We start from the raw sequence: 22,020 nt of genomic DNA, 5'->3' as shown, positions 1-22,020 counted from the left end.
AAAGCGCTGCTACGGAAAATTTGCTCGCTGGCGCTCCCGAATTTCCGCAGAGCGCGGCGTTATGTGCCATTAAAGCTTCGGAGGCACTTTGAGTAAAATTCTAGTTTTTGGAAACTCGGGTTCTGGTAAGTCCACATTTTCTAAGTACATTGCGCGGAAACTCGGTTTGGCTCATTTGGATTTGGATGTCTTGGCATGGCTTCCGACATCTCCACCCCAAAGAATGTCTATCGAAGAATCCAGGGGAAAAATTAATGATTTCATAGCCGAGCACGAAAGTTGGGTGGTTGAGGGTTGCTATACCGATTTATTAGAACTCCTAAAGCATGAGGCATCGGAAATTGTGTTTATGGATCTAACTATTGAGCAATGCATCGTCAATGCCAAGAATCGTCCATGGGAGCCGCATAAATACGAGTCTAAAGAAGCGCAAGATGCCAACTTAAATATGCTAATAAATTGGATCAAAGATTATAAGGTCAGATCAGACTCATTTTCCTATGAGTCACATCGTAGATTTTATGACTCGTTCCAAGGGAAAAAGGTTGCTTATACCGAGAATCAAGTACACACATAACAAGCGCAAGCAGTTTGCTACGGCCCGTCGGGCCTCCGCGGGACGACCAACGCTATGCACGTTTTGTGCAGGTCGCTGCGCTCCCAGTTTTACACAAAACGTGCATAGCATTGGTCGCTCCTGTTGCGGGTATTAAGTTGTCGAGTTACCCATGAATAGTAGACACTTTCTATCGTAATACGACCCAGAAATAAGGAAGCCTGATGAGAAAAATGTTTTTATCTTCATCTTTCGCTGTTGTAAAAGATCTATTTGTGAAATTCAGTGGAGGAAAGCATGAAGGCCGAAGAGTTACATTCATCCCCACGGCAAGCCTTACAGAAGAAGTGACGTTCTATGTGGAGGCTGGAAAAAAAGCCCTAGAGGGAATGGGGCTAATTGTTGATGAACTGGAGATTTCAACGGCAACAAATGAAGAAATAGAAAACAAGATTAAATCTAATGATTACATCTATACTACTGGCGGAAACACCTTTTTTTTACTTCAGGAGCTTAAAAGAACGGGCGCAGATAAAATCATAATTGAGCAAGTGAACTCTGGGAAAGTATATGTTGGAGAATCTGCTGGTTCTATTGTCCTTTCACGCAGTATTGAGTATGTGAAGGATATGGACGATGTCGCGGCGGCGCCAAATATAGGTTCGTTATCTTCATTAGGTCTCGTTGATTTTTACCCAGTTCCGCACTATACAAACTTTCCATTTACAGAGTCAGTTGAAAGCATAATTTCCTGTTACGAAGGCAAGTTAGAACTTGTCCCAATTAGTAATACACAAGCAATTGTCGTAAATGATGGCCAGTGTGAAGTGTGGAGCAGTGAAACTTAACAAGTGTAGACTGTCGGACAAAATAACTTGCTGCGCTCGTAATTTTCCGCAGCTGAAGACGTTAAGCAAAAGGAGGAAAATATGGACATTGCTGTATTAACTTTTGATGGATTTAATGAACTGGATTCATTTATAGCATCGGGAATTTTGAACCGAATGAAAGACGCTGGTTGGAATGTACAGATAACTAGTCCCACAACATCTGTCACATCCATGAATGGAGTTACCATCCAATCTCAACAACCTCTTGAATTTGCCAATAGTGCAGACGTCGTATTGTTTGGTAGCGGTGTTTTAACCCGTGATATCGCGCAAGACAGTAACATATTATCAAGACTAAAACTTAATCCTCAAACTCAGTTAATTGGTGGTCAATGTTCAGGGACATTGCTGATGTCCGTACTCGGCTTGCTGCATCAAGTACCAGCTTGTACAGATTTAACCACTAAACCCTGGGTTGTTGAGTCAGGAATTACAGTTTTAGAACAGCCCTTTTATGCGGAAGGTAATATTGCGACAGCCGGTGGTTGTTTGTCATCAAAGTACTTAGCTGCGTGGGTCATTAGCAAACTATCAGGTAAGGCAAACGCTGAATCGGCGATTCATTACGTTGCGCCAGTCGGTGAAAAAGAAAGTACGGTGAAACACTGTATGTCGGTAGTGGGTGCATATATTTAAAACTTGTCTAATAAAGCGTTCAAGACGAATTCGGTAGTTCCCCCGTTTTAGTGGATACCTCGGCCTAATCGAAGACAAGGTGAACAATGCCGGCCTGCGTGCTGAAATAATCAGCAGTGATCGGATGTTTTTTATTCTGACTGATTGAGTAACACAAGAAGTTCGCGGGAATCTGCTCGATATGTCAGGAAGCACCGATTAAAATAGGTTCCAAACCACGTTGAAGAAGAAGTCATCCATGTCATTTCCTCCATGCCCCGCATGCAAATCCGAATTCGTTTACCAGGATCAAGACCAGCTGATCTGCCCCGAGTGCGGCCATGAATGGAGCCCGTCGGAAGCCGCAGCCGAAGACGAGGCGCCGACCGCAAAGGATGCCAATGGCACCCCGCTGCAAGCAGGTGACAAGATCACCCTGGCGAAAGACCTCAAGGTAAAAGGCAGCTCTCTGGTGCTCAAGATTGGCACCAAGGCACTTATCAGACGAATAGTGGACGGTAAGGATCACGAGCTGGACTGCAAGGTGGATGGTGCAGGCGAAATGATGGTGACGGCAGCGTTTGTGAAAAAAGCCTGAGGTTGTTGCCCTGCCCATGCCTGAACAGGGTGTTGTTACGATGCCATGATTATAGCGCCTGCCTGATTTCTTTTAATGCGAGTAAAGCGTGGCCGCTAATAAAGCGGCGGCCACGTCAGGGATCGCGTTAGCGCCTATTCCACGCCGTAGATGTCGTAGGGGAAGTAGTTGCTGGCAATTTGCTGGTGAATGCCTTTTTCGCGCAGCGCCAGTATGCCCTTGTTCAGCAGCTCGGCCAGAGAAGCATCCTGCTTGCGCACGGCGATGCCGATGCCTCTGCCGAACCACGCCTCTTCGGTGAAAGAGGGGCCGGAAAAGTGAAAATCTTTGCCGTCTGGCTGATCCAGCAGGCCGCTCTGCAGACCAATGGCACCGCCGAATACGGTGTCGATACGCCCGGAGCGCAGATCCATAAAGGCTTCGTCGAAGGTGCCATAGCGGGCCACATCAACATCCGGATGCTGCGCGGCAAGATACTTGTCGCCTATGGTGGCACGCTGAACGCCGACTTTGAGATCGTCCATGCCTTCGTCGCTGAATTCAATTTCCCGCCCCACCTTGGTGACGAAACGGGTAGGCACCCGTGCGTAGGGAATAGTAAACAGCACGCTCTTTTCGCGTTCTGGAGTGATGGTCATGGCGGCGATAATGGCGTCGTTCTTGCGAGACAGCAGGGCGGGGATGATGCCGTCCCAATCCTGGGCCCGGATAGTACATTTTACCTGCAATTCCTCGCACAGAGCACGGGCCAGCTCCACTTCAAATCCCTTCAGTTCTCCGTCGGTGGTGGTCCAGCTAAATGGCGGATAGGCACCTTCGACACTGAATTTTATTTCCTTCCAGTCCTTGGCCACGGCGCTGCCGGTGGCCGTCAAGGCCAGGCCCAACAACGCGGCTTTCCAAACACTTTGCCTCATAGGTTACTCCTTGTGTTGTGTGTGTCCTGGTACCATGGTGTTAACGTCACATGGTGGTGGCTCGAGCCAGACGACAGTAATGTGCAAGCAAGAAAGGCGTCAAGTGAAAACTTCTGTAGTCAGACGCCGATCCCGATATTATCTTTTATATGGTGGCTGCTGCGCCATGTTATTGGTTGTCAGGTTCCGCAAATGACGGAGACCAGCCTTACATTTGGGTGTCCAACCAGCGAGGCCGAGACAGATGAAACCCGAACTTGAATCCATGGTGACCTGTCCTGCATGTGGTCACCAGGAAGCGGAAGTCATGCCGGAAGGCGCTTGCCAGTATTATTATCAATGCAAGTGGTGCCATGCCTTGCTGAAACCAAAGTCGGGTGACTGTTGTATTTTCTGCTCCTATGGCGACACTCCTTGCCCGTCTGTCCAGTCACGCAAGCCTGGCCATAACGATGGATAGCAAGCTCATCAAAGTGGGGCTTGTTGGCGGTATGGTCACCGCGCTGTGCTGCTTTACGCCAATTCTGGTATGGGCGTTGTCGGCTCTCGGGGTATCGGTAATGATCGGCTATCTGGACTATGTACTCTTCCCGTTGCTGGGCCTTTTTATCCTGCTGCTGCTGTTGGGCGTAGCAAGACACGTGCGATGAGGGGGGGGGATTGATATGGTGATGGGCTTCATTATCGGGGCTGCCTTCGGCAAGGTCGTGGCCGTGCTGGTGAACGGATACGGGAAAAATAGATAACAAGGTCTGGTATGCGCAATTATTTCGAGAGTCCCTTCGTTGGCAAGCCACTGAAAGAGCAGGTCACCAACCCAAACATCAGGGTGGGCAAGCACAGCTATTATTCGGGCTATTACCATCATCACAGCTTCGATGACTGTGCCCGTTACCTGATGCCCGACAGAACCGATGTCGATCAGCTGATCATCGGTAACTATTGCTCCATCGGCTCCGGTGCCGTCTTCATGATGGCGGGTAACCAGGGGCACAGGCATGACTGGGTGAGCAGCTTTCCCTTTTTCTATCAAGACAATGAGAACTTCACCGAGGCACAAGACGGTTTTGAACGTGCCGGTGACACCGTGATTGGTCATGATGTATGGATTGGCACCGAGGCGATGATCATGGCGGGAGTGACCATTGGCGATGGCGCCGTCGTTGCCAGTCGTGCCGTGGTAACAAAGGATGTAGAGCCTTATTCCATTGTTGGCTCAAACCCGGCCAGGCATATTCGCTATCGCTTTACCGGGCATGAAAGGGCGCGGTTGCTGGAAATGAAATGGTGGTTTTGGACCGACGAGCAGGTAAAGGGGGCCATGCGCCTGATGTGTTCGTCCGATATCAAGGGGCTCTATGCCTACTGGCAAGGCCTGAACCGCACATAACACATCATTTGTCTGCCTGCCCCTGTGCTTGTCTGGCCTTGCCGAAGGTGACCAGGGCCACGCCGATGGCGATGAGAGCTGCACCGGCAAGCAGTCCTTCGGGCGGCGTTTCGCCCTGTACAAACACCGCAACCGGCACGCCGATAACGGCTCCTACGGCGCCGAGCAAACTCAACAGCACGGGCCCACCGGTTTTTTGCAGTATGAACAGCAGTAAAAATTGTCCGGCGAAAATCAGCGCCTGGACGGCAATCAGCAACAGCGGCAGCGTCTGGTCCATGGGCACGGCCAGAGAAAAACCAGGCACCCATCCCGCCGCCAGCAGCATGATGGCGGCGGCAACCAGCATGCCGGGCGCCAGGGCGTCGGCAGACACCCCCCTGGGCCAGCGCAGGGTGCGGTAAATATTGCCGATGGCCAGCAATACGGGGCCGGCCAGGGCCAGCAGAATCCAGAAGCCGTCTGTATCGGGCGCGGCAAACTTGCGCGCTGCCAGCATGCCGGCCCCGGCCAGGGCCGTGACCACCCCCAGAGCCCGGGTCGTCCTGAAGCGCTCCATTCCCAATGCCAGCGCCCCCACATAGGTCAACAGCGGCGGCAGCGAGATGATAAGGGCGACAAAACCGGCACCCACGTGTGGTATGGCCGAAAAGAAGATGAGATTGGAGCCGGCCACGCCCACCAGTGCAGACACCGCATAGTATTCCATCGTGTGCCCGCTAATCGGTGGCAGATCGCGGCGCAGCGCCGCCACAAACAGCAAAATCAGCGCGGCACCCACAATCGACCAGCACAAGAAGGCCAACGGAGACAACTGCGTTTCACCCGCCAGTTTGGCCAGGTTGGTAGAAAGGCCCAGCAGGGCGCCACCAAACAGCAGGCACAGCAACGGGACCAGCCAGGGCCTGTGAGGGTCTGTGCTCCGGGTTGCCGAATGCGCCATGCGGTTTTTATGCCTCCGGTATTGTCTGACTGATGAATGTATCGCGAAGGTATCTTATCAGATGATAAATTACCGTGTCTGGTCGCGAAGCGGTCAATACACGGCAAGTGTCGAGCTTGGCATCATATCGACAACATCAAAATTCAACCGTAAGAGAGCCGGAGTGAGAAAAACAAAACGAATACATCGTCTGTTGGGGTTACTGCTGCTGTTGCCGCTGTTCGGCTGGGCGCTTACCGGCATGGTGTTTTTTATCAAGCCCGGTTATGAGGGCGCCTATGAACAGCTGGCGGTCAAGACCTATCCGTTGCAGCAGGCGGTGCTGATAAGCCCAGAGCCACATTGGCAGCAGGTGCGGCTGGTCGGCACTGTGCTGGGCCCGCACCTGCTGGTAAAGAGTCGGGGGCAGTCGCTGCATCTGCGGCCGGACAGCCAGTCGCCCTTTGTACTGCCGGATGAAACGCAGTTGCGCTTGCTGCTGCAGGACGCCATGGCGGCCAACCCGACCCGTTACGGCGAGATTGAATCGCTTGACGGCACCCGTGCTTTTACCAGTACAGGGATAAGCATCAGCCTGGACTGGGATACGCTTTCTTTGCGCCAGCAGGGCGCAGATACCCGGCTTATCAACGGCCTGTACCGGGTGCATTATCTGCAATGGCTGCCGTTCGGGCCGCTTAATGACTGGCTGGGCATGCTGGGCCTGGTATTGCTGCTGGCCATGGCGCTGGTGGGGCTCAGGCTGTGCTTCAGGCGAACAGCCGTGGCAGTACGTCCGCAAACACAAAGCCGTCGCGGGTAACGGTGTCGCCGATACGGATGTCGATTTTGTGCCGGAACATGGGGCCGTCAAACGCAAAGCTGTGAAACTCGCCATTTTCGCCGCAGTGGTCAGTGCCTTCGGGCAGTTCGGCCAGCAGGGCCGGACTCAGCTCCTGGCCGGCAAGGTGCACGGGAACCTTGTTCGGGTCCAGGCAGGTGATAACGGTGCGCAGGCCACTGGCAAACATCTTGCCGGGCAGGGTCTCGGTGGCCGTGCCCCAGATGGGAAACACGGCGGCGATGCCGGTACCATGCAGCTGTTGTTCCCGGTACTGGCGCACATCTTCCAGCAGCAAGTCGCCAAAGCCGAAACAGTCGATGCCCCGGGCTTTGGCGCCGTCGATAAAGTCGGCCATCCGTTGGTTATATTGCTCGTTGCTGCAGGGGAAGGGGAGATAGATGATCTCCAGCGGCAGGCCTATGCTGTCTGCCTGCCGACGCAACAGCTCGGTCCGCACGCCATGCATGGCAACCCGCTGGAACTCCTCGTTGACGGTGGTGAACAGGCCCACTACTTCGAATTCGGGATCTTGCTGCAGAGTGTGCAGGGCCCAGGCGCTGTCTTTACCGCTGCTCCAGGACATCAGGGTTTTTCTGGTCATGGTGTTCCTTGATGGGGCCGATGCGATGGATCGGCACAAAAGGGTGATATGTCGGGACTTTATCATGATGCGCGACCAAATAGAGTCGCGACCGACGGCTTTGTTGCCCATGTCTGGGTCTCAGCGTATGGTACGGGGCACAAAGCATGGGTTCTGGGGTAACATGGCCCGATTGCGATAACGCGGGGAACAGGATGGACATTAGATGGCTGGAAGCTTATCTGGTGCTGTGCGAGCTGCGCAATTTCTCCCGCGCCGCCGGGGCCCGTCATAGATGTGTCGGCCTGCGGGCCGACATCGTATGCTCAATGAAGTGAACATGTAAATATCCCTCCCATGGCAGGAGAGTTGCCGCCCGTTTATGCGGCATCAATTCACCGAGCCGTTAGCCCAGCCTTTTTATATAGTTATCCTGCTCCGGCAGAGTAAAGGCCTTGGGCCGTACCGCCTTGATCTGTTCCCGCGCCTGCTGTGGCTCGACCCCCATGGCCCTCAACAATCGGTAGGCCATCATGCTGGTGCGGCCCGAGCCGGTCACGCAGTGGATCACCACGTCTTTGCCGTGGGCCAGCTGGGTCAGCATGGCCACCAGGTTGGCCTGCCATTTATCCTCGCAGACCCGATCCGGCACTTCATCTTCATGAATGGGCAGATGCAGCCATCGCATTCCCAGGGCGGTGACCAATTCAGGCAACTGGCTGACGTTTTTCTCTGCCAGTTCGGCTTCCGTGATCAGGCTGATCACGGTGCCGGCCCCGTTGTTGTTTAGCTGGGTCAGGCTGTCGGTCAGTGATACGGTCTGGGTGCCCGGGCAAGGGGTCAGGGCCAGTCGGCCCGGCCTGGGGGTCTTGATATACCATACCGGGTGGGTGTTGGCTGACTTCATGATGGTTCCTCCTGGTTTATCGACGGTTTTTACCGGGGTCTCTTTCAACTGTAGCCATAGCCATCGCATTAAACATTCGATCTTTCTGACGGCCATTCCGGTTTCGGACCAAGAGTCCGCTCCGCCGCTCCTGATACCGCCGGCCCGATATGTTCGGAGACGTCATCACATTGGCATCGGTGCTTTGGTTGCGTGGAAAACCATGGCGTGAACGCTAGGCGGTTTGAAAATAATGTAAAATACAAGACATGAGTCACGCTGTACTTACCGGGAGCGATCATGTTCAACATAGAGGTAAAGGGGACAAACCGGCTGGATATTGTGTTCAGCGGTCAACTGGACAGTGATGACATGAAGGCCGCACTGGACGAGTTGGTGAAGAAAAGCGACAGCATGAAAAACGGCAGAATGCTGTATCGTATTGGCGAATTCGACTGGCCGACTCTGGGTGCCATCGGCGTGGAGCTTTCTCGCCTTCCGGAGCTGTTCAGGATGATCCGACGGTTTGACAAGGTGGCGGTAATTGCCGAACAAGGCTGGGTAAGAACGGCAAGCAAACTGGAAGGTGCCTTGATTCCCGGGCTCGATATCAAGGCGTTCGAGCCGGCGGAAGAGTCGGAAGCGCAAGCCTGGCTTGCCCGTTAACTCATTAACAAGGATACAAATGACGAAAGATAAGGATGGGGGCGTGAGCAGCCCCTGTATCAGGCAGTGCAAACTCGACGAACATGAAGTGTGCCGGGGCTGTTATCGCAGCATGTCGGAAATCATCGGCTGGGGTGACCGATCGGATGAACAAAAGAAAAGTATTCTGGCCAATTGCGCCCGGCGGATAAAGGGGCTGGCGGTGAGCTGAACGGCCATGAAAAAGCCAGCCTTGGCGGCTGGCTTATATCGACAGGGACTATCAGTAGTTGAAACCCATACCCAGTACGTATGCCCAGGCTCCGTTGTCAAAGTTGTCCTCAGCACTGTCGCCACTGTCGAACAGGAACTGGTATTCGGCACGGGCCAGAATGAAGGTAGAGGGGAGCACATAATATTTAAGGCCCAGCTCCAAACCGGCCACACCGGTATTCTTCACACCGTCACCATAAATGCCACCCAGCGAGGCGCCGACAAAGGGGCGAGCCTGGTGTTGGCCAAAATGGTAGTCGACATAACCCCGGGTGCTGCCGTTCCAGGCATCATCACCATTTTCTACACTGGCGTAGTTTACGCTTTGGCGGATACCGGCTACGGTCTGGTTGGACAAAAACCAACCTACATCACCCGACACGCCAAAGGTGCCGTTATCAAAATCCTTGCTACTGGTACCTGCGCCGGACAGGGTGAATTCCCGATCGCCTACTTTGGGACCGAAATCTTGACTGTGCATGCCCTGAGCCTGGGAATAGGCTGGGATCATGATGGCGCTGGCGCATAGTGCAATTGAAAACTTCTTGATCGTATTCATGAGAAACTCCTTGCATGGATCCATCATAAAAACACTAACCAAGCACTCAAATTGTCCGGCCGCTTGTCCGGAGTTTTCCGGAAGCACGACGCTAAAGTAGACATACTTGAGACCAATTTCTGTTTTCTTTCGGTCTGCAGATGTTAACAGACTGATTTCCTATCCTAATACACTGTTTGCCGGTAACCAACCGTTAATTTAATTGTAGCAACTGCAATAAAGGAAATTAACATGGAGTGGGGTGTCGTGAGCGTAACCTTTTCTTTCTTCGAGCCATTAGGTCATTACCGGTACCACATAGATGTAGACAGGGGAGGAGAATATGTCAATGAAAAGGTCGAATGGATGGGGCACTGACAGAGCCGCGTGCTGATGCCAATGGATGGAAAATGTGGACGACAAGATATCACCGGTCTGGATTTATCGTCCATGCTTACTGTCGGAACTGGCCGGTTTCCGTATCGAGTATGGGCGGTGGTGTCTGAGCTGCTGCCCCTTGCAGGAGTCCGGCCTTTGTTAACCGATGACAGGAGCTAAACGATGAACAAGATAATGTCTGGTACCCTGCTGGCCTCTGTGATGCTTGGGTCATTATCCGCCATGGCGGCGGCCGATCTCGCCGAAGACACCTATAGCCGCTATGTGAGTGCAGAGGGAGATATTTCTCTGCCCGATGATGCCCGAGCCGACTGGTCACACCTGGGTTCCTGGATAGTGGCAGATGACAAGGCGCCGGGCCATGGCTTCCATGATGTATACACTCAGCCCGAGGCGGTGCAGGGTTACAGGGAAGCGGGGGCATTCCCCGACGGCACCGTTCTGATAAAGGAAATCCGCAGTATCGAGTCGGGTAGCAAGACCACAGGCCATGCTCAATGGGCCGGAGACAAGGGGGTCTGGTTCGTGATGGTCAAAGACGATAAGGGCCGTTTCGATGGACCCCATTGGGGCAAAGGATGGGGCTGGGCCTTGTATGAGGCTAAAGATCCGTCGAAGAATGTGTCCAAGAGCTTTGCCGAGACCTGTCAGACCTGTCACATTCCGGCAGAGGCCACCGGTTGGGTTTTCACCGAAGGGTACCCGACCCTGAGAAAATAACGCAGATTGGCGGCGCTCGACAGAACGCATTATTGAAACCATGGTCGCTTTATGGCCTGGGGTTCTGTCGGCACCTGTCGATGCCGGTATTCGGTGGTCTGCTTGTCATCACCGCATCAGGAGAGTTCCCATGAATGAGAGAGAGCTGTATCAGAAAAAGGCCCGGGCCAAGTTAGATGAATGGAAGGCCGAGCTGGACAAACTCAAGGCCCAGGCATCGGCAGCCAGTGCCGATCGCCAGCTGGAATTGAACCGGCACATTGACGCGCTGAATGCGAAAGTCGAGCAAAGCGAGCGAAAGCTGGATGAGTTGCTCGACAGCGGCGAAGAGGGCTGGGAGTCGGTAAAACAGGGTTTTGAAAGCGCCTGGACTACGCTCAAGCTGTCTTTCAAGGACGCCGCCGACAAGTTCAAGTAACTCCTAGGCCTGGGTCCGGGCAGGATCCAGGCTGCATCCCTTCAACGACTCATTTTCGTCTCCTGTCAGCTGTGTGGCCTGATGCCCTTTATTCCGTTGGTCATGTGTGTCTGAAATATTCTTAAGTTATTGACCTTGCAACAGATGCTATAGTTTTATGCGTCCGGTGAAGCAAGTTCTTTACGCTGAAAACAAGGATGTGATAATGGCCAATTCCAGTCTTACCCTGTTGTGGGAACAGTTTCGCGAAAGCTTACGGGATACCGGTGATGCCCTGGGAGTCAGCGGGCTCAATTGGCAAGAGCTGGTCGTGGCCGTCGTGGGTCAACTGCTGGTCTCGATGATGATTCTGGCATTGTTCGGAACCGTGTATTGGCTGCTGGCCAGCCTGCTCAGGCTGGTGCTGGGGCGATCGAACTACGGCACCCGGCCTTTGATGTCCGCCAGAACCGTGCTGCGTTATCTGTTGGGCCTGGCGGCCATCGTGGCCATTCTGGCCCAATACGGTGCCCCCGACGGTGTGCTCAAGGGCGCCGCCCGGGCCGGGCTGATGGCGCTGGCCTTTTATGTGCTCTGGTTGCTGCTGTCTCGCGGTCTGACTTCCAGCCTGTCGCGCCATCATATTGACTCTTCGCTGGAGCAACTGTGCAAGAACACCCTGTCGGTTTCTCTTATCGCCCTGGGCGCCATTACCGTTATGGCCCAGTTCGGCTTCGATGTGCTCTCCATCATTGCCGGTCTCGGCATAGTGGGTATCGCCGTGGGTTTTGCGGCCCAGTCGACCCTGGCCAATTTTATTGCCGGTATCACCCTGCTGATCGAGCGGCCTTTTCGCATCGGTGACTGGGTGCAGATCCACGGTCAGGAAGGCAGGGTGGTACGCATCGCTTTTCGTACCACCTGGCTGCGTACCCGGGACAATATTTTCAGCATGATCCCGAACGAAAGCGTGGCGACCTCGGACATCATCAACTTCAGCGCCGAAGGGCCGACCCGCATTCGTATTCCGCTGGGTATTGCCTATAAAGAGTCGGTCGAGCGGGCACGGGAGGTGATAATGCCGCTGTTGAGTGCCCACCCCATGGTGATCTCCAACAACCAGATGAAGCCCAGGGTACAGCTGCGCCAGCTGGCGGACTCGTCGCTGAACCTGAGTGCTCAGGTGTGGGTTCGGTCGGAAGATGTGGAGGTGAAGGGGCGTATTTCCTGCGAGTTGCTGGAGAGCATCAAGCAGGGCCTGGATGACGCCGGTATCGAAATGCCCTTTCCCCATCTGCAGCTGTTTATCGACGAAGCCAAGGGCCTGGAGCCCTGGCTTAATCGGGAGAGAAAAACGGTGGCGTCGACAAGCGAACAGGGCACGGACTGATCCGGCAATCGCCTCAGCGCTGCTGACTCAGCTCGATGGCCAGCTGATCGGCTACCTGTTCCCAGGCGGCGGCGAGGGCGCGAACCAGGGCCGGATAGCCGTCGTCAGTCAGCGGTTGTTCAACACGAAAACCGGCCTGTTTCAGCAGGCGACCGCTGCCGTCCAGCAGTTGCCATTGGCCTTCGGCCAGGGCCATGCCGTCGTGATGGCCCTGAAAGCGACTCACCTGAATTCTGATCTCCCGTACCGGCACGCCGCCTGCCATCGGCTGGCCCTTGCTCACTACCTGTGCCCGAGACAGGCCTGACGCCAGACGTTGCTGCAGTGTTTGTTGCAGCTGTTTGCCTATATCTTCGGCCCACAGGTGCCGGCGGGCCTGATACACCTCTATGTCGTTTAACTGCATCACGATGCCGTCACTGTCCAGGTGGCCGGCGATGCCGACCGGCGCGACGGCAATGGCCAGAGCAGGCGGATATTGTTGTGTTGCTGCGGTGGACGGCAGCAGATAACTGGACGGGCCGGGATCGCTGCCGGCGCATCCGGTCAGGCCGAGCAGCAGAGTGAGTACCAGGCCGGGCAGTAATGCCGGCCGGGTGCGGAGAGTGATTGTCATTTCCTGGCCCTCGGTTGTGGGTCTTCGGTGAGTTTTTTATCGAAAATCAGCGCATTGGGCTGATCGTTCAGGGTACGTATTACCGGCTGCAGGTCCCGCATCAGTTTTTCCAGTCGCGACAGGGTCTGGGTCAGCTCACCGTAGCCCTGAGAGTCGGGGGCAAAGCCCTGCAGGGTATCGCGCAGCTGGCGCATGGTGGTGTTCACGTTTTCCGGCAACTGGCCGGTGGCCGGATCTGCCAGCAGCGCATCCACCGAGGTGGCGATGCCGTTGACCTTGTCCATGGTTTGCTGGGTGCTGGCCAGGGTTTGGTTGAGGGTGTCTAACACAGGTTCAATCTGCAGCTTGTTCAGCTTGTCCAGCAGGTTGGACACCTTCTGTTCAATCTGGGCAAAGCCGCCGGAAGTGGTGGGGAACACCTGTTTTTTCACAAAGGTCATGCGCTGGAAAGGCACCGCTTCTTTATAGAAGTTGAGATCCACGAACAGGGCGCCGGTGAGCAGGTTGCCGGCCTTGAGCGAGGCACGCAGACCATGGTCAAACATGCGCTCCAGTCGCTGTTGCCATTGTTCTGTATCCACGTCCTGCTCGGTATCGTCGAAGCGCTGGGGCTCGATACGGATCAGCACCGGAATGGCGAAGCGGCTGAGCGAGTCGGGCTGGGGCGCGGTAAAATTCCAGGGTACGCTGACCACGGTGCCGATGCGTACCCCCCTGTATTCCACCGGGGCGCCGGGACTCAGGCCGCGTACCGTGTCGTCCACCAGCATCACATATTCCAGATACTGGCCGTATCGGCCTTCCTTGGCGCTGTCTTCATCGTTGAACAACACGTAATTGGCGCCTTCCTTGGCCTGACGACCCATGGAGGCATTTTCGGGAACCCCGAAGGTGATGCCGCCGCCAATCAATGACTCAAACGAGGCGACATTCACCCTGAAGCCTTCGGAGTCCAGTCGCATATCAATCCCGGAGGCGGTCCAGAAACGAGTGGTGCTGGTCACCAGTACTTCGTAGGGAGACTGAATATAGAGCCGATGGCGCATTTCCCGTTTTTCCGGATCGAAATGGCTGTCTTCCACCCGGCCTACCGTATACCCCTGATAGGTCACAGGATCGCCGGTGGAAATGGCATTGCCCACCTGGCTGATCAGATTGATGCGCAAACCTTCGGCATCGGGTGGGGCGACCGGCGGTTGCTCCAGTACGTCGAATATCTCTTGTGCCTGCTCGCTGCTACCGGGTAACAGCTGAATGTAGGCTCCGGACAGCACGGTGCCGAGGCCGCTGACACCTTCGCGGCCGATGCGGGGCTTGACCACCCAGAACCGGGTATCCTCGTTGAGCATGTCTTCTGCCTGGGGGCTCATGCGGGCGGTGATTTCCGCATGTTCGAGATCGTCCGATAGCCTGACTTTCTCTACCCGGCCCACTTCTACATTCCGGGTCTTGATCAGGGTTTTACCGGCTTCGATGCCTTCGGCATTGTCCATGATCAGGGTAATGGAGGGGCCCAGTTTGCTCAGGTTGTCGTAAATCATCCAGGCGCCAATCAGCAGGGCTACCAGAGGAACAATCCAGATGGGAGAGAGGGAACGCTGGGGCCGTCGTTCGGCGCGCTGGGGGTCAGACATGAGAAGATTCCTTGGATGGATGCCGGGATCCGGTAGAAGATAAGTCTGCGTGTGCGGGTGGCTCTGCGCCCTGCCAGATGCTGCGCGGGTCGAACATCATGGCCGCCAGCATGGTCAGCACTACCACTGTGGTAAAGGCCAGAGCACCGGCGCCGGGCTCGATGGACATGATGGAGCCGTTGCGGATCAGGGCCACCAGAATGGCGACCACAAACACGTCCACCATGGACCAGCGACCGATAAATTCGGTAATACGATAGAGGCGAATACGTTTCTGGCGGCTCAGGGGCCGTTGTTGCTGGCGCACCACATAACAAAGCCACAGCAAGGCCAGCATCTTGCTGACCGGCACCAGCACGCTGGCGATAAAGATGATCATGGCGATGGGAAAGTCGCCATTCTGGATAAACAGCAGCACGCCGCCGATGATGGTAGCAGGCGTGGTATCACCGAGTGAGGTGGTGATCATGATGGGATAGAGGTTGGCCGGCAGATACATCACTACAGAGGCGGCCAACAGCGCCAGGGTGACCTGATTACCGGTGCGATAAGGGTGTAGCGGTTCGCCGCAACGCCGACAGCGGCCCTTGCCGCTTTCCGGTAGTCGATTGACCAGGCCGCAGGTGTGGCAGCCGGCCAGGCCCTGCTCGGAGGCGGCAAAGCCAACCCTGGCACCGGCGGGCGCCTGGGCTTCCTTCTCGAGCGAAAACCACAGCCAGTCGCTGTCCACCGACTGGGTGGTCAGCAGCAACAGCAGTGCATAGACACAAAAGGACCAGAATGACAGCCCCAGCTCGACATGGGCCATGCCCATGATCTTGATAAGACTGACCAGGGTACCGATCACGAATACATCGGCCATCATCCAGGGAGTCACATGGCGCAGAGTTCGGGCTATCTGCCGACTGCGGGGCAGGGGATGGCGCGACAGAAGACCCAGGCACAGCCAGGACAGACTCAGCAGGTAGATGGCAGGCAGCACTATCACAGTAAGCAGTACGCACAAGGCCACCAGTGGCTGATGCTGGCCGATGAGGGTCGAGGCGGTTTCGGTCAGCTCTATGCGGTTGCCGATGCCGCTGATATCGAAGCTGATAAAAGGAAAGGCTACCGACAACGCCAGGGTGATCAGGGTGGCGATGGCCAGCGCCAGGCTGCGTTCGGCCGGGTTGGTATGACGGCGCACCAGCGTATGGCCGCAGCGCGGGCAGTCGGCTTTTTCACCGGGGTTGATTGATGGTAGCGCCAACAGCAGATCGCATTCGTGGCAGACACGCAGGCGACGCCGCGACACTATGGTGCCTGGCTGTCGATGGGTGCTTGATGCCGAGTCGATACTGTTTCCTTCAGGCGATTTTTCTTCAGGCAATGAGGGGTCGGCCAATGAGATTCATGCCTCCAGAATGCTACCAGTGAGTGCTTGATACTACGACAGTTTTCGGCCCTGCTCCAGTACTGGATCCAGGCGTCTGCCATGCGGTTTCCATTAAACGAAAAAGGCCCCGCACTGCGGGGCCTTTCGAGCTGCCTTGGCTATAAAAACATTGGCTATCAGACGATGGCTGCCAGGGCGTCACACAGGGCGTCGATATTCGACTTGGTGATGCCGGCTACGCTGATGCGGCCGGAGCCGACGATGTAGATGCCGAATTCGTCCTTCAGGCGGGCGACTTGCTCCTTGTTCAGGCCGGAGAAAGAGAACATGCCGTTCTGACGGGCGATAAAGCTGAAGTCCTTGTTCACGCCGCGGCTGGACAGCTTCTCGACGAACAGGGTGCGCATTTCCTGAATACGGTCACGCATTTCGGCCAGCTCTGCCAGCCAGTCCTGATACAGCTCGGGATCGTTGGCGATGATGGCGACCACGTTGGCCCCATGAGACGGCGGGTTGGAGTAGTTGGCGCGGATAATGCCTTTCACCTGGCTGAAGGAGGTGTTGGCGGTCTCGGCGTCTTTGGCGACCAGGGTGAAGGCACCCACGCGCTCGTTGTACATGCCGAAGTTCTTGGAGAAAGAACTGGCAATCAGCAGCTCGACATTATGCTCGGCAAATACGCGCAGGCCATAGGCATCTTCTTCGATACCCTTGGCAAAGCCCTGGTAGGCGAAGTCGAACAGCGGCAGCCAGCCTTTTTCGGCAGACAGCTTGGCCAGTTGTTGCCACTGGGCCTCGGTAGGGTCGATACCGGTCGGGTTGTGGCAGCAACCGTGCAGCAGCACCACATCACCGGCCTTGGCATGGGCCAGATCGGCCAGCATGGCGTCAAAGTCCAGATCCTTGGCGTCGGCGTTGTAGTAGCCGTATTCTTTCACTTCCAGACCGGCGGCGGTAAATACGGCTCTGTGGTTGGCCCAGGTGGGGTTGGAGATCCAGATGGTGTTGGTCTCGAGCTGGCGGGCAATAAACTCACCGGCGATACGCAGGGCACCGGTGCCACCCGGTGCCTGGGCGGTGCGGGCACGCTGGCCGGCGATAATGGCGGAGTCGGCGCCAAACAGCAGTTGTTGCACCACGCGGCCATAGGCCTCGATGCCTTCTATGCTGAGATAGTTTTTGGTGGTTTGCTCTTGCACCAGGCGGGCTTCGGCTTTTTTCACGCAGCGCAGTACCGGAGTCTGGCCGGCTTCGTCTTTGTAGATGCCCACGCCCAGGTTGATTTTGTCGGTGCGGGGATCTTTGCGGAAAGCATCGGTCAGGCCCAGTATGGGGTCGGCCGGAGCAGCAGTGACCTTCTCAAACATAGTCTTGTTAAATCCTTGTAGTAAAGAGTGTCTTCGGGTCGCAGAGTGCGACGGTTCCTAGTTATATCATCTGCGCCCTCATTAAAAAACGGCTTTCAGTGCTGGATCTGGACGGACCTTTTCAAAACCGGATGAACCAGCAGCCAGTAACTGCCGAGCGCCACCCAGGTACAGAGTGTCATCACCGCCGCCATGGGCAGCGCCGAGGAAACATGACTGGCGTTAACCGCAAAAGTGGCCACGGCCCCCAGTCCGAAACGGCTGGTACCGGCCAGTGCCGAGGCGGTGCCGGCCGCTTCGGGAAAGTGGCTGAGTAGCCCGGCCATGGCATTGGCACCGACCAGGCTTATCTGGGCGATCAGCAGGGTGACCGGCAGGGCTATACCCCAGAGCCCGCCAAACCCGGTGCTGGCGGTGAAAATGAGTCCGATGGCGGCAATGGCTGCCAGGGTAAGCCCCAGTTTGAGCAGGCGATCGCTGCCCAGGGTTTTGACCAGTCGACTGTTGGCGAAGGTGAGTAGCATCATCAGCAGAATGTTCATGCCGAACAGCAGGCCATAGTGCTGGGCAGGTACCCCGAACAGTTCGATATATACCAGCGGCGAGCCGGAAATAAAGGCAAACATGGAGGCGGTGGTGAGGGCGCCGCACAGTATGTAGCCCAGTGCGGCCCGGTGGCGGAGGATCTTGGCGTAGTTCTGCAGCACCGGCAGCAGGCGAAATGGTTGCCGGTGCTCGGGTTTGAGGGTTTCGGGAATCTTGATGGTCAGCATGATGGTCACCACCAGGCCGATGGCGGCGAGCAGGATGAAGATGCTGTGCCAATGCGCGATCAGCAGCAGGTAACCGCCGATCAGTGGCGCCAGCAGCGGAGCCAGGGTCATGACCAGAATCACCATCGACATCATTCTGGCGAACATGTCGCGCTCGAACATGTCTCGCAGCAGGGCATTCAGCACCACGGAGCCGGCCGCGCCGCCAATGGCCTGCAGCAGGCGAAAGGCCATCAGGGTGTGGATGTCATCTGCACTGGCACATCCCAGGCTTGCCAGGGTAAAAAGCGTCAGGCCGCCGATCATTACCGGTTTTCGGCCCACCGCATCGGCCAGCGGGCCGTAAAACAGCTGACCCACAGCAAAGCCTGCCAGATATACGCTAATGGTGAGCTGGGCCTGGGCTACGGGTACGCCAAAGTCGTGCGCTATGGTCGGCAGGCTGGGCAAATACATATCGATGGCCAGGGGAGTGAGGCCGGCGAGGCAGGCGAGTAACAGCAATATGGAAAGGGGCAGACCCATAGATTCATCCAGATATGATCGTGGAAACCGATTTAAACATGATAATGATTATCATGCAAAAAACCTAAGAGATGGCTATAAGCGGTAAGCAACGCCATGGTGGCTGAAGGTCTGACGTATGTTTGTTTTTGATTTCAGGCTTATTGTTGCCGTCGCCGTTTCAGCCCGCGGTATTCCCGGTGCCGGATTTTTCTTACCGCTTTCTTTAATCTGGCCGGTAGGGATAGATATGCAGCCGGGGGATCAGCGGTTCTTCGGTGATGCGGGCGGCCCGGCGCTTGCGGCTGTTGCTGGGCGGGTAGTTGCCGAGTGCGGTCACCGCCGGTAACTCGTTCTGACACAGCAACAGCGGCAGGTGCGCCTTGACCTGTTGCTGGCGCGGGGTGAGCGCCTCGCTCCAGCGAACATTGACCATGGGATGGGTCTTGACCGGGCGTCGCAGGCGCAGTTCGACGCCCGCTGGCAGCCGTTTCACGTCGTAGATTTCTCTGTCCACACACTGTATCCAGGTTTGGGTGTCGGTCAGCGGCGGAGGAGTGCGCCGGGCGTCGGTGAGCTGTTTGACCAGCTTGTCTTTGTCGATCTTCTGGATGATTTGTTTGTTGGCCCAGGTAAAGCCCAGTCGCGATACCGGATGTGGCAGCAACACCAGATGGCGGTAGACCTGCAGGGTAATGAGGCCGGGCAGGGTATCGTGTACCAGGGCAAACTTCTTGTCGCGGCCCTCGGCTTCCTGCACCTGGGCTCTAAACTCGCCCTTGAGTCGGTTGATGTCTTCGGTGAGCGCTTGCAGCTCCGGTTTGAGTGCCGTTGGCAGCACCAGATAACCCGGCAGACGAAAGCTGGCCTTGGCCGAACAGCCGGGGCGGATATACCACTGGCGATAACCGTCCTGCGTGGCTGCGATGGCCGCCGCGCCATCGAGCCGGGATACATTGATTTGTGTGACCGGTTCGTGCTCGTCGCCGCTGGCCACATCGGGCAGGGGGAAGCAGCAGGCATTCACCGGCGCCGTGTCGGCCGCCAGTGTGATCAGATCTGACAAGGCCGCCATGGCGGTCTCCAGTTCGAAGAAGGTATGACGTAGTCGGGCCGCAGGAGTAAACATTTTATTATGCCAACATACATAAGGTGACTCTGAATGTAGCAGTCGGCCGGCGCCGGTGCAACTGCCTGTTTCACAGGATGAGCGGCCACCAGAGTCACATACGAGGTGGGAGTGGTGTGCCCGACATGACCGGGTGGCTGCCGGTCATGTCGGGCTATTTTATCATCTTCGGATCATGGTTATTCATCATTGTCTTCAATTATTCATTCAGTCTTTACCCGATTTTCATCTTCGGTTTCTACAGTGGCTCTTTGCTTGTTAAAACAGAGGGTGACATGAAACGACGCGACTTTCTTCAGGGCATGGCGGTGCTGGGCGGCGGCCTGTTGCTCAGCAAGACGCCGGCCATGGCCGCCACCGGCCAGCCGCAACAGCAAAGCGGCATTCAGATTGGTGACGTGCTTGCCAGCAGCGCCATTGTGTGGGGCCGCAGCGATCGTCCGGCACGCATGTGGGTGGAGTGGGATACCGATAACCGTTTTACCCAACCCGGGAAGGTACGCGGGCCCTGGGCCTTGTCGCCCAGCGACTTTACCAGCCGGGTTGAACTCACCGGCCTGCCTGCCGGTCGCCGCATTCATGTGCGGGTGGGTTACCGCGAGGCCGGCAATGGCGAATGGTCCGAGTGGGTGGTAGGCAGCTTTATGACGGCACCCGCCGCCGTTGGTCCGGTGCGTTTTCTCTGGTCCGGCGATACCGCCGGACAGGGATATGGTATTAACCCGGAAGTGGGTGGCATGACAATTTACCGCACCATGGCCGAGCAGGAGCCCGACTTTTTTGTGCACAGCGGCGACACCATCTATGCCGATGGCCCCATTCCCGCGCAAATAGAGGTGGAAGACGGCAAGGTGTGGAAAAATCTGGTCACACCCGAAGTCAGCAAGGTGGCCGAAACCCTCCAGGAGTTCCGTGGTCGTTACCGCTATAACCTGATGGACGAGAACGTGCGCCTGTTCAACAGTCGGGTCGCCCAGATATGGCAGTGGGACGATCACGAGGTAGTGAACAACTATTCCGCCTCGAAAGATTTGAGCGGTGATGCCCGTTATCAGGTGAAAAGCGCCACCCTGTTGCAGGCACGGGCCACCCGCGCCTTTTTTGACTATGCGCCCATGCGCCGCAGTGGCCCCGAAGGCGGCGAGCAAATCTATCGCAGCCTGCCGTTTGGCCCGCAGCTGGACCGCTTTGTGCTCGACATGCGCTCTTATCGTGGCCCCAACAGTGCCAACCTGCACACCCAGCCCGGGGCCGAGACCGCCATTCTGGGGCAGACCCAGGTAGACTGGCTGCTGGCGCAGCTTGAAGCTTCAACCGCTACCTGGAAGGCGGTGTTCTGCGACATGCCGCTGGGCCTGCAGGTTGCCGACGGTGATACCCGATGGGAGGCGGTGGCCAACGGCGATCACGGCACGGCAAAAGGCAGAGAGCTGGAAATTGCCCGGCTGCTCAAGGGTATTAAAGACGCGGGCATCAAAAACGTGGTGTGGTTTACCGCCGACGTGCACTACACGGCGGCGCACTATTACGATCCGGCCAAAGCCGGCTTTAACGACTTTGCGCCATTCTGGGAGTTTGTGTCCGGGCCGCTGAATGCCGGCAGCTTCGGCCCCGGCAAGGTGGACGACACCTTTGGCCTGCAGGTGGTGTACGAGAAATCACCCGCCACACAAAACCTGTCGCCTCTGGCCGGTCTGCAGTTCTTCGGTCAGGTGGATATAGACGCCCACAGCCGGGCCATGACCGTGACCCTCAAGGATCTCAACAACGAAACCCTGTTTATCAAGGTACTGCAACCCGCTTGAACGTCCCACCAGATATACCCGGCCCGCACTGCGGGCCTTTTTTTTAAGGGTCTCAATTGAATTATTCTTCGACTGGGTCAGAATAGGACGCTTATTGACAATGATGCAACCAGGACAGATCGCCTGCAAGATCCGGCGGTAGTGTGGACGGTGTTGGCCCGGCTCGATCTTCAATACCTTGTGGCACATAAACCTAGGAGCGTTAAGCGCCGTTTTTGAGTGTTGATCGCCACGTTTCGCTCGGTGGCCAGCCAGGT

Annotated in this window: 26 protein-coding genes; 15 read left to right on the top strand and 11 right to left on the bottom strand. The window is 56.2% G+C overall.

The window, feature by feature from the left end; all coding sequences use genetic code 11:
• Window positions 1–88 precede the first annotated feature (88 nt).
• The 4 genes from ACLEIV_RS00635 to ACLEIV_RS00620 all read left to right on the top strand — a co-directional run bounded on the left by ACLEIV_RS00635 (window position 89) and on the right by ACLEIV_RS00620 (window position 2,659).
• Window positions 89–577 carry a P-loop NTPase family protein gene (locus tag ACLEIV_RS00635; protein WP_410454735.1) on the top strand — a complete coding sequence of 163 codons (489 nt, stop codon included), beginning with the start codon at window positions 89–91 and terminating at the stop codon, window positions 575–577.
• A gap of 203 nt (window positions 578–780) precedes the next feature.
• Window positions 781–1,404: a peptidase E gene (locus ACLEIV_RS00630; RefSeq protein ID WP_410454734.1), complete on the top strand. Its 624-nt coding sequence runs from the start codon at window positions 781–783 to the stop codon at window positions 1,402–1,404.
• Between the two features lie 81 nt (window positions 1,405–1,485).
• Window positions 1,486–2,082 (top strand): DJ-1/PfpI family protein, encoded by a 597-nt coding sequence (locus ACLEIV_RS00625; protein WP_410454733.1) that lies wholly within the window; start codon window positions 1,486–1,488, stop codon window positions 2,080–2,082.
• Between the two features lie 238 nt (window positions 2,083–2,320).
• A complete protein-coding gene (locus ACLEIV_RS00620; protein ID WP_410454732.1) occupies window positions 2,321–2,659 on the top strand; it encodes a zinc ribbon domain-containing protein YjdM in 339 nt (112 codons plus the stop codon).
• Window positions 2,660–2,793: 134 nt separating this feature from the next.
• Here the strand turns inward: ACLEIV_RS00620 and ACLEIV_RS00615 are convergent, their stop codons facing one another.
• A complete protein-coding gene (locus ACLEIV_RS00615; RefSeq protein ID WP_410454731.1) occupies window positions 2,794–3,576 on the bottom strand; it encodes a transporter substrate-binding domain-containing protein in 783 nt (260 codons plus the stop codon).
• A gap of 244 nt (window positions 3,577–3,820) precedes the next feature.
• On the opposite strand from ACLEIV_RS00615, the gene ACLEIV_RS00610 reads away from it, so the two are divergent.
• The 3 genes from ACLEIV_RS00610 to catB all read left to right on the top strand — a co-directional run bounded on the left by ACLEIV_RS00610 (window position 3,821) and on the right by catB (window position 4,966).
• Entirely contained in the window at window positions 3,821–4,036 is a 216-nt protein-coding gene (locus ACLEIV_RS00610) for a GDCCVxC domain-containing (seleno)protein (protein WP_410454730.1), read from the top strand.
• Complete coding sequence (merF, locus tag ACLEIV_RS00605) at window positions 4,029–4,226, top strand: mercury resistance system transport protein MerF (protein WP_410454729.1); 198 nt, start codon at window positions 4,029–4,031, stop codon at window positions 4,224–4,226. Before ACLEIV_RS00610 ends, merF begins: the two co-directional genes overlap by 8 nt.
• 107 nt (window positions 4,227–4,333) lie before the next feature.
• The gene (catB, locus tag ACLEIV_RS00600) at window positions 4,334–4,966 is read left to right on the top strand and encodes a type B chloramphenicol O-acetyltransferase (protein WP_410454728.1); all 633 of its coding nucleotides are present in this window, start codon (window positions 4,334–4,336) and stop codon (window positions 4,964–4,966) included.
• Window positions 4,967–4,970: 4 nt separating this feature from the next.
• On the opposite strand, the gene ACLEIV_RS00595 is transcribed toward catB, so the two are convergent.
• Entirely contained in the window at window positions 4,971–5,909 is a 939-nt protein-coding gene (locus ACLEIV_RS00595; RefSeq protein WP_410454727.1) for a DMT family transporter, read from the bottom strand.
• Between the two features lie 163 nt (window positions 5,910–6,072).
• On the opposite strand from ACLEIV_RS00595, the gene ACLEIV_RS00590 reads away from it, so the two are divergent.
• The gene (locus tag ACLEIV_RS00590) at window positions 6,073–6,711 is read left to right on the top strand and encodes a PepSY domain-containing protein (RefSeq protein ID WP_410454726.1); all 639 of its coding nucleotides are present in this window, start codon (window positions 6,073–6,075) and stop codon (window positions 6,709–6,711) included.
• On the opposite strand, the gene ACLEIV_RS00585 is transcribed toward ACLEIV_RS00590, so the two are convergent.
• Window positions 6,659–7,333 (bottom strand): Dph6-related ATP pyrophosphatase, encoded by a 675-nt coding sequence (locus ACLEIV_RS00585; protein WP_410454725.1) that lies wholly within the window; start codon window positions 7,331–7,333, stop codon window positions 6,659–6,661. The two genes, ACLEIV_RS00590 and ACLEIV_RS00585, sit on opposite strands and share 53 nt — an antisense overlap.
• A 194-nt stretch (window positions 7,334–7,527) precedes the next feature.
• On the opposite strand from ACLEIV_RS00585, the gene ACLEIV_RS00580 reads away from it, so the two are divergent.
• Complete coding sequence (locus ACLEIV_RS00580; protein ID WP_410454724.1) at window positions 7,528–7,650, top strand: hypothetical protein; 123 nt, start codon at window positions 7,528–7,530, stop codon at window positions 7,648–7,650.
• Between the two features lie 68 nt (window positions 7,651–7,718).
• Here the strand turns inward: ACLEIV_RS00580 and ACLEIV_RS00575 are convergent, their stop codons facing one another.
• Window positions 7,719–8,219, bottom strand: coding sequence for a phosphatase domain-containing putative toxin (locus ACLEIV_RS00575; protein ID WP_410454723.1), 501 nt, complete (start codon window positions 8,217–8,219; stop codon window positions 7,719–7,721).
• Between the two features lie 279 nt (window positions 8,220–8,498).
• Here ACLEIV_RS00575 and ACLEIV_RS00570 point away from each other — a divergent pair, with 279 nt between their 5' ends.
• A complete protein-coding gene (locus tag ACLEIV_RS00570) occupies window positions 8,499–8,864 on the top strand; it encodes a SpoIIAA family protein (RefSeq protein WP_410454722.1) in 366 nt (121 codons plus the stop codon).
• A gap of 19 nt (window positions 8,865–8,883) precedes the next feature.
• On the top strand, window positions 8,884–9,075 hold the full coding sequence (locus ACLEIV_RS00565; RefSeq protein WP_410454721.1) for a DUF1289 domain-containing protein: 192 nt from the start codon (window positions 8,884–8,886) through the stop codon (window positions 9,073–9,075).
• A gap of 51 nt (window positions 9,076–9,126) precedes the next feature.
• Here the strand turns inward: ACLEIV_RS00565 and ACLEIV_RS00560 are convergent, their stop codons facing one another.
• A complete protein-coding gene (locus ACLEIV_RS00560; protein WP_410454720.1) occupies window positions 9,127–9,675 on the bottom strand; it encodes a hypothetical protein in 549 nt (182 codons plus the stop codon).
• A 540-nt stretch (window positions 9,676–10,215) separates the two neighbouring features.
• Here ACLEIV_RS00560 and ACLEIV_RS00555 point away from each other — a divergent pair.
• The 3 genes from ACLEIV_RS00555 to ACLEIV_RS00545 all read left to right on the top strand — a co-directional run bounded on the left by ACLEIV_RS00555 (window position 10,216) and on the right by ACLEIV_RS00545 (window position 12,560).
• Window positions 10,216–10,773, top strand: coding sequence for a cytochrome P460 family protein (locus ACLEIV_RS00555; protein WP_410454719.1), 558 nt, complete (start codon window positions 10,216–10,218; stop codon window positions 10,771–10,773).
• Window positions 10,774–10,903: 130 nt separating this feature from the next.
• Complete coding sequence (locus ACLEIV_RS00550; protein WP_410454718.1) at window positions 10,904–11,191, top strand: sll1863 family stress response protein; 288 nt, start codon at window positions 10,904–10,906, stop codon at window positions 11,189–11,191.
• Between the two features lie 205 nt (window positions 11,192–11,396).
• Window positions 11,397–12,560 carry a mechanosensitive ion channel family protein gene (locus ACLEIV_RS00545; protein ID WP_410454717.1) on the top strand — a complete coding sequence of 388 codons (1,164 nt, stop codon included), beginning with the start codon at window positions 11,397–11,399 and terminating at the stop codon, window positions 12,558–12,560.
• A gap of 13 nt (window positions 12,561–12,573) precedes the next feature.
• On the opposite strand, the gene ACLEIV_RS00540 is transcribed toward ACLEIV_RS00545, so the two are convergent.
• The 6 genes from ACLEIV_RS00540 to ACLEIV_RS00515 form a co-directional block, all read right to left on the bottom strand.
• Window positions 12,574–13,176 (bottom strand): PqiC family protein, encoded by a 603-nt coding sequence (locus ACLEIV_RS00540; RefSeq protein WP_410454716.1) that lies wholly within the window; start codon window positions 13,174–13,176, stop codon window positions 12,574–12,576.
• Complete coding sequence (pqiB, locus tag ACLEIV_RS00535; protein ID WP_410454715.1) at window positions 13,173–14,810, bottom strand: intermembrane transport protein PqiB; 1,638 nt, start codon at window positions 14,808–14,810, stop codon at window positions 13,173–13,175. The genes ACLEIV_RS00540 and pqiB overlap by 4 nt, the downstream gene beginning before the upstream one ends.
• Window positions 14,803–16,194, bottom strand: coding sequence for a PqiA/YebS family transporter subunit (locus tag ACLEIV_RS00530; protein WP_410454714.1), 1,392 nt, complete (start codon window positions 16,192–16,194; stop codon window positions 14,803–14,805). The genes pqiB and ACLEIV_RS00530 overlap by 8 nt, the downstream gene beginning before the upstream one ends.
• Window positions 16,195–16,361: 167 nt before the next feature.
• Window positions 16,362–17,552 carry an amino acid aminotransferase gene (locus ACLEIV_RS00525; RefSeq protein ID WP_410454713.1) on the bottom strand — a complete coding sequence of 397 codons (1,191 nt, stop codon included), beginning with the start codon at window positions 17,550–17,552 and terminating at the stop codon, window positions 16,362–16,364.
• Between the two features lie 95 nt (window positions 17,553–17,647).
• On the bottom strand, window positions 17,648–18,850 hold the full coding sequence (locus tag ACLEIV_RS00520) for a Bcr/CflA family multidrug efflux MFS transporter (protein ID WP_410454712.1): 1,203 nt from the start codon (window positions 18,848–18,850) through the stop codon (window positions 17,648–17,650).
• A 205-nt stretch (window positions 18,851–19,055) separates the two neighbouring features.
• Window positions 19,056–19,958: a DNA replication terminus site-binding protein gene (locus tag ACLEIV_RS00515; RefSeq protein WP_410454711.1), complete on the bottom strand. Its 903-nt coding sequence runs from the start codon at window positions 19,956–19,958 to the stop codon at window positions 19,056–19,058.
• A gap of 275 nt (window positions 19,959–20,233) precedes the next feature.
• Here ACLEIV_RS00515 and ACLEIV_RS00510 point away from each other — a divergent pair, with 275 nt between their 5' ends.
• The gene (locus ACLEIV_RS00510; protein ID WP_410454710.1) at window positions 20,234–21,763 is read left to right on the top strand and encodes an alkaline phosphatase D family protein; all 1,530 of its coding nucleotides are present in this window, start codon (window positions 20,234–20,236) and stop codon (window positions 21,761–21,763) included.
• Window positions 21,764–22,020: the final 257 nt, after the last annotated feature.

It is taken from the genome of Oceanisphaera submarina, from assembly GCF_046521305.1.
Taxonomy (GTDB): Bacteria; Pseudomonadota; Gammaproteobacteria; order Enterobacterales; family Aeromonadaceae; genus Oceanimonas; species Oceanimonas submarina.
Note: the sequence above shows the minus strand (reverse complement) of the source record. Positions and strands in the feature narration are given on the sequence as shown.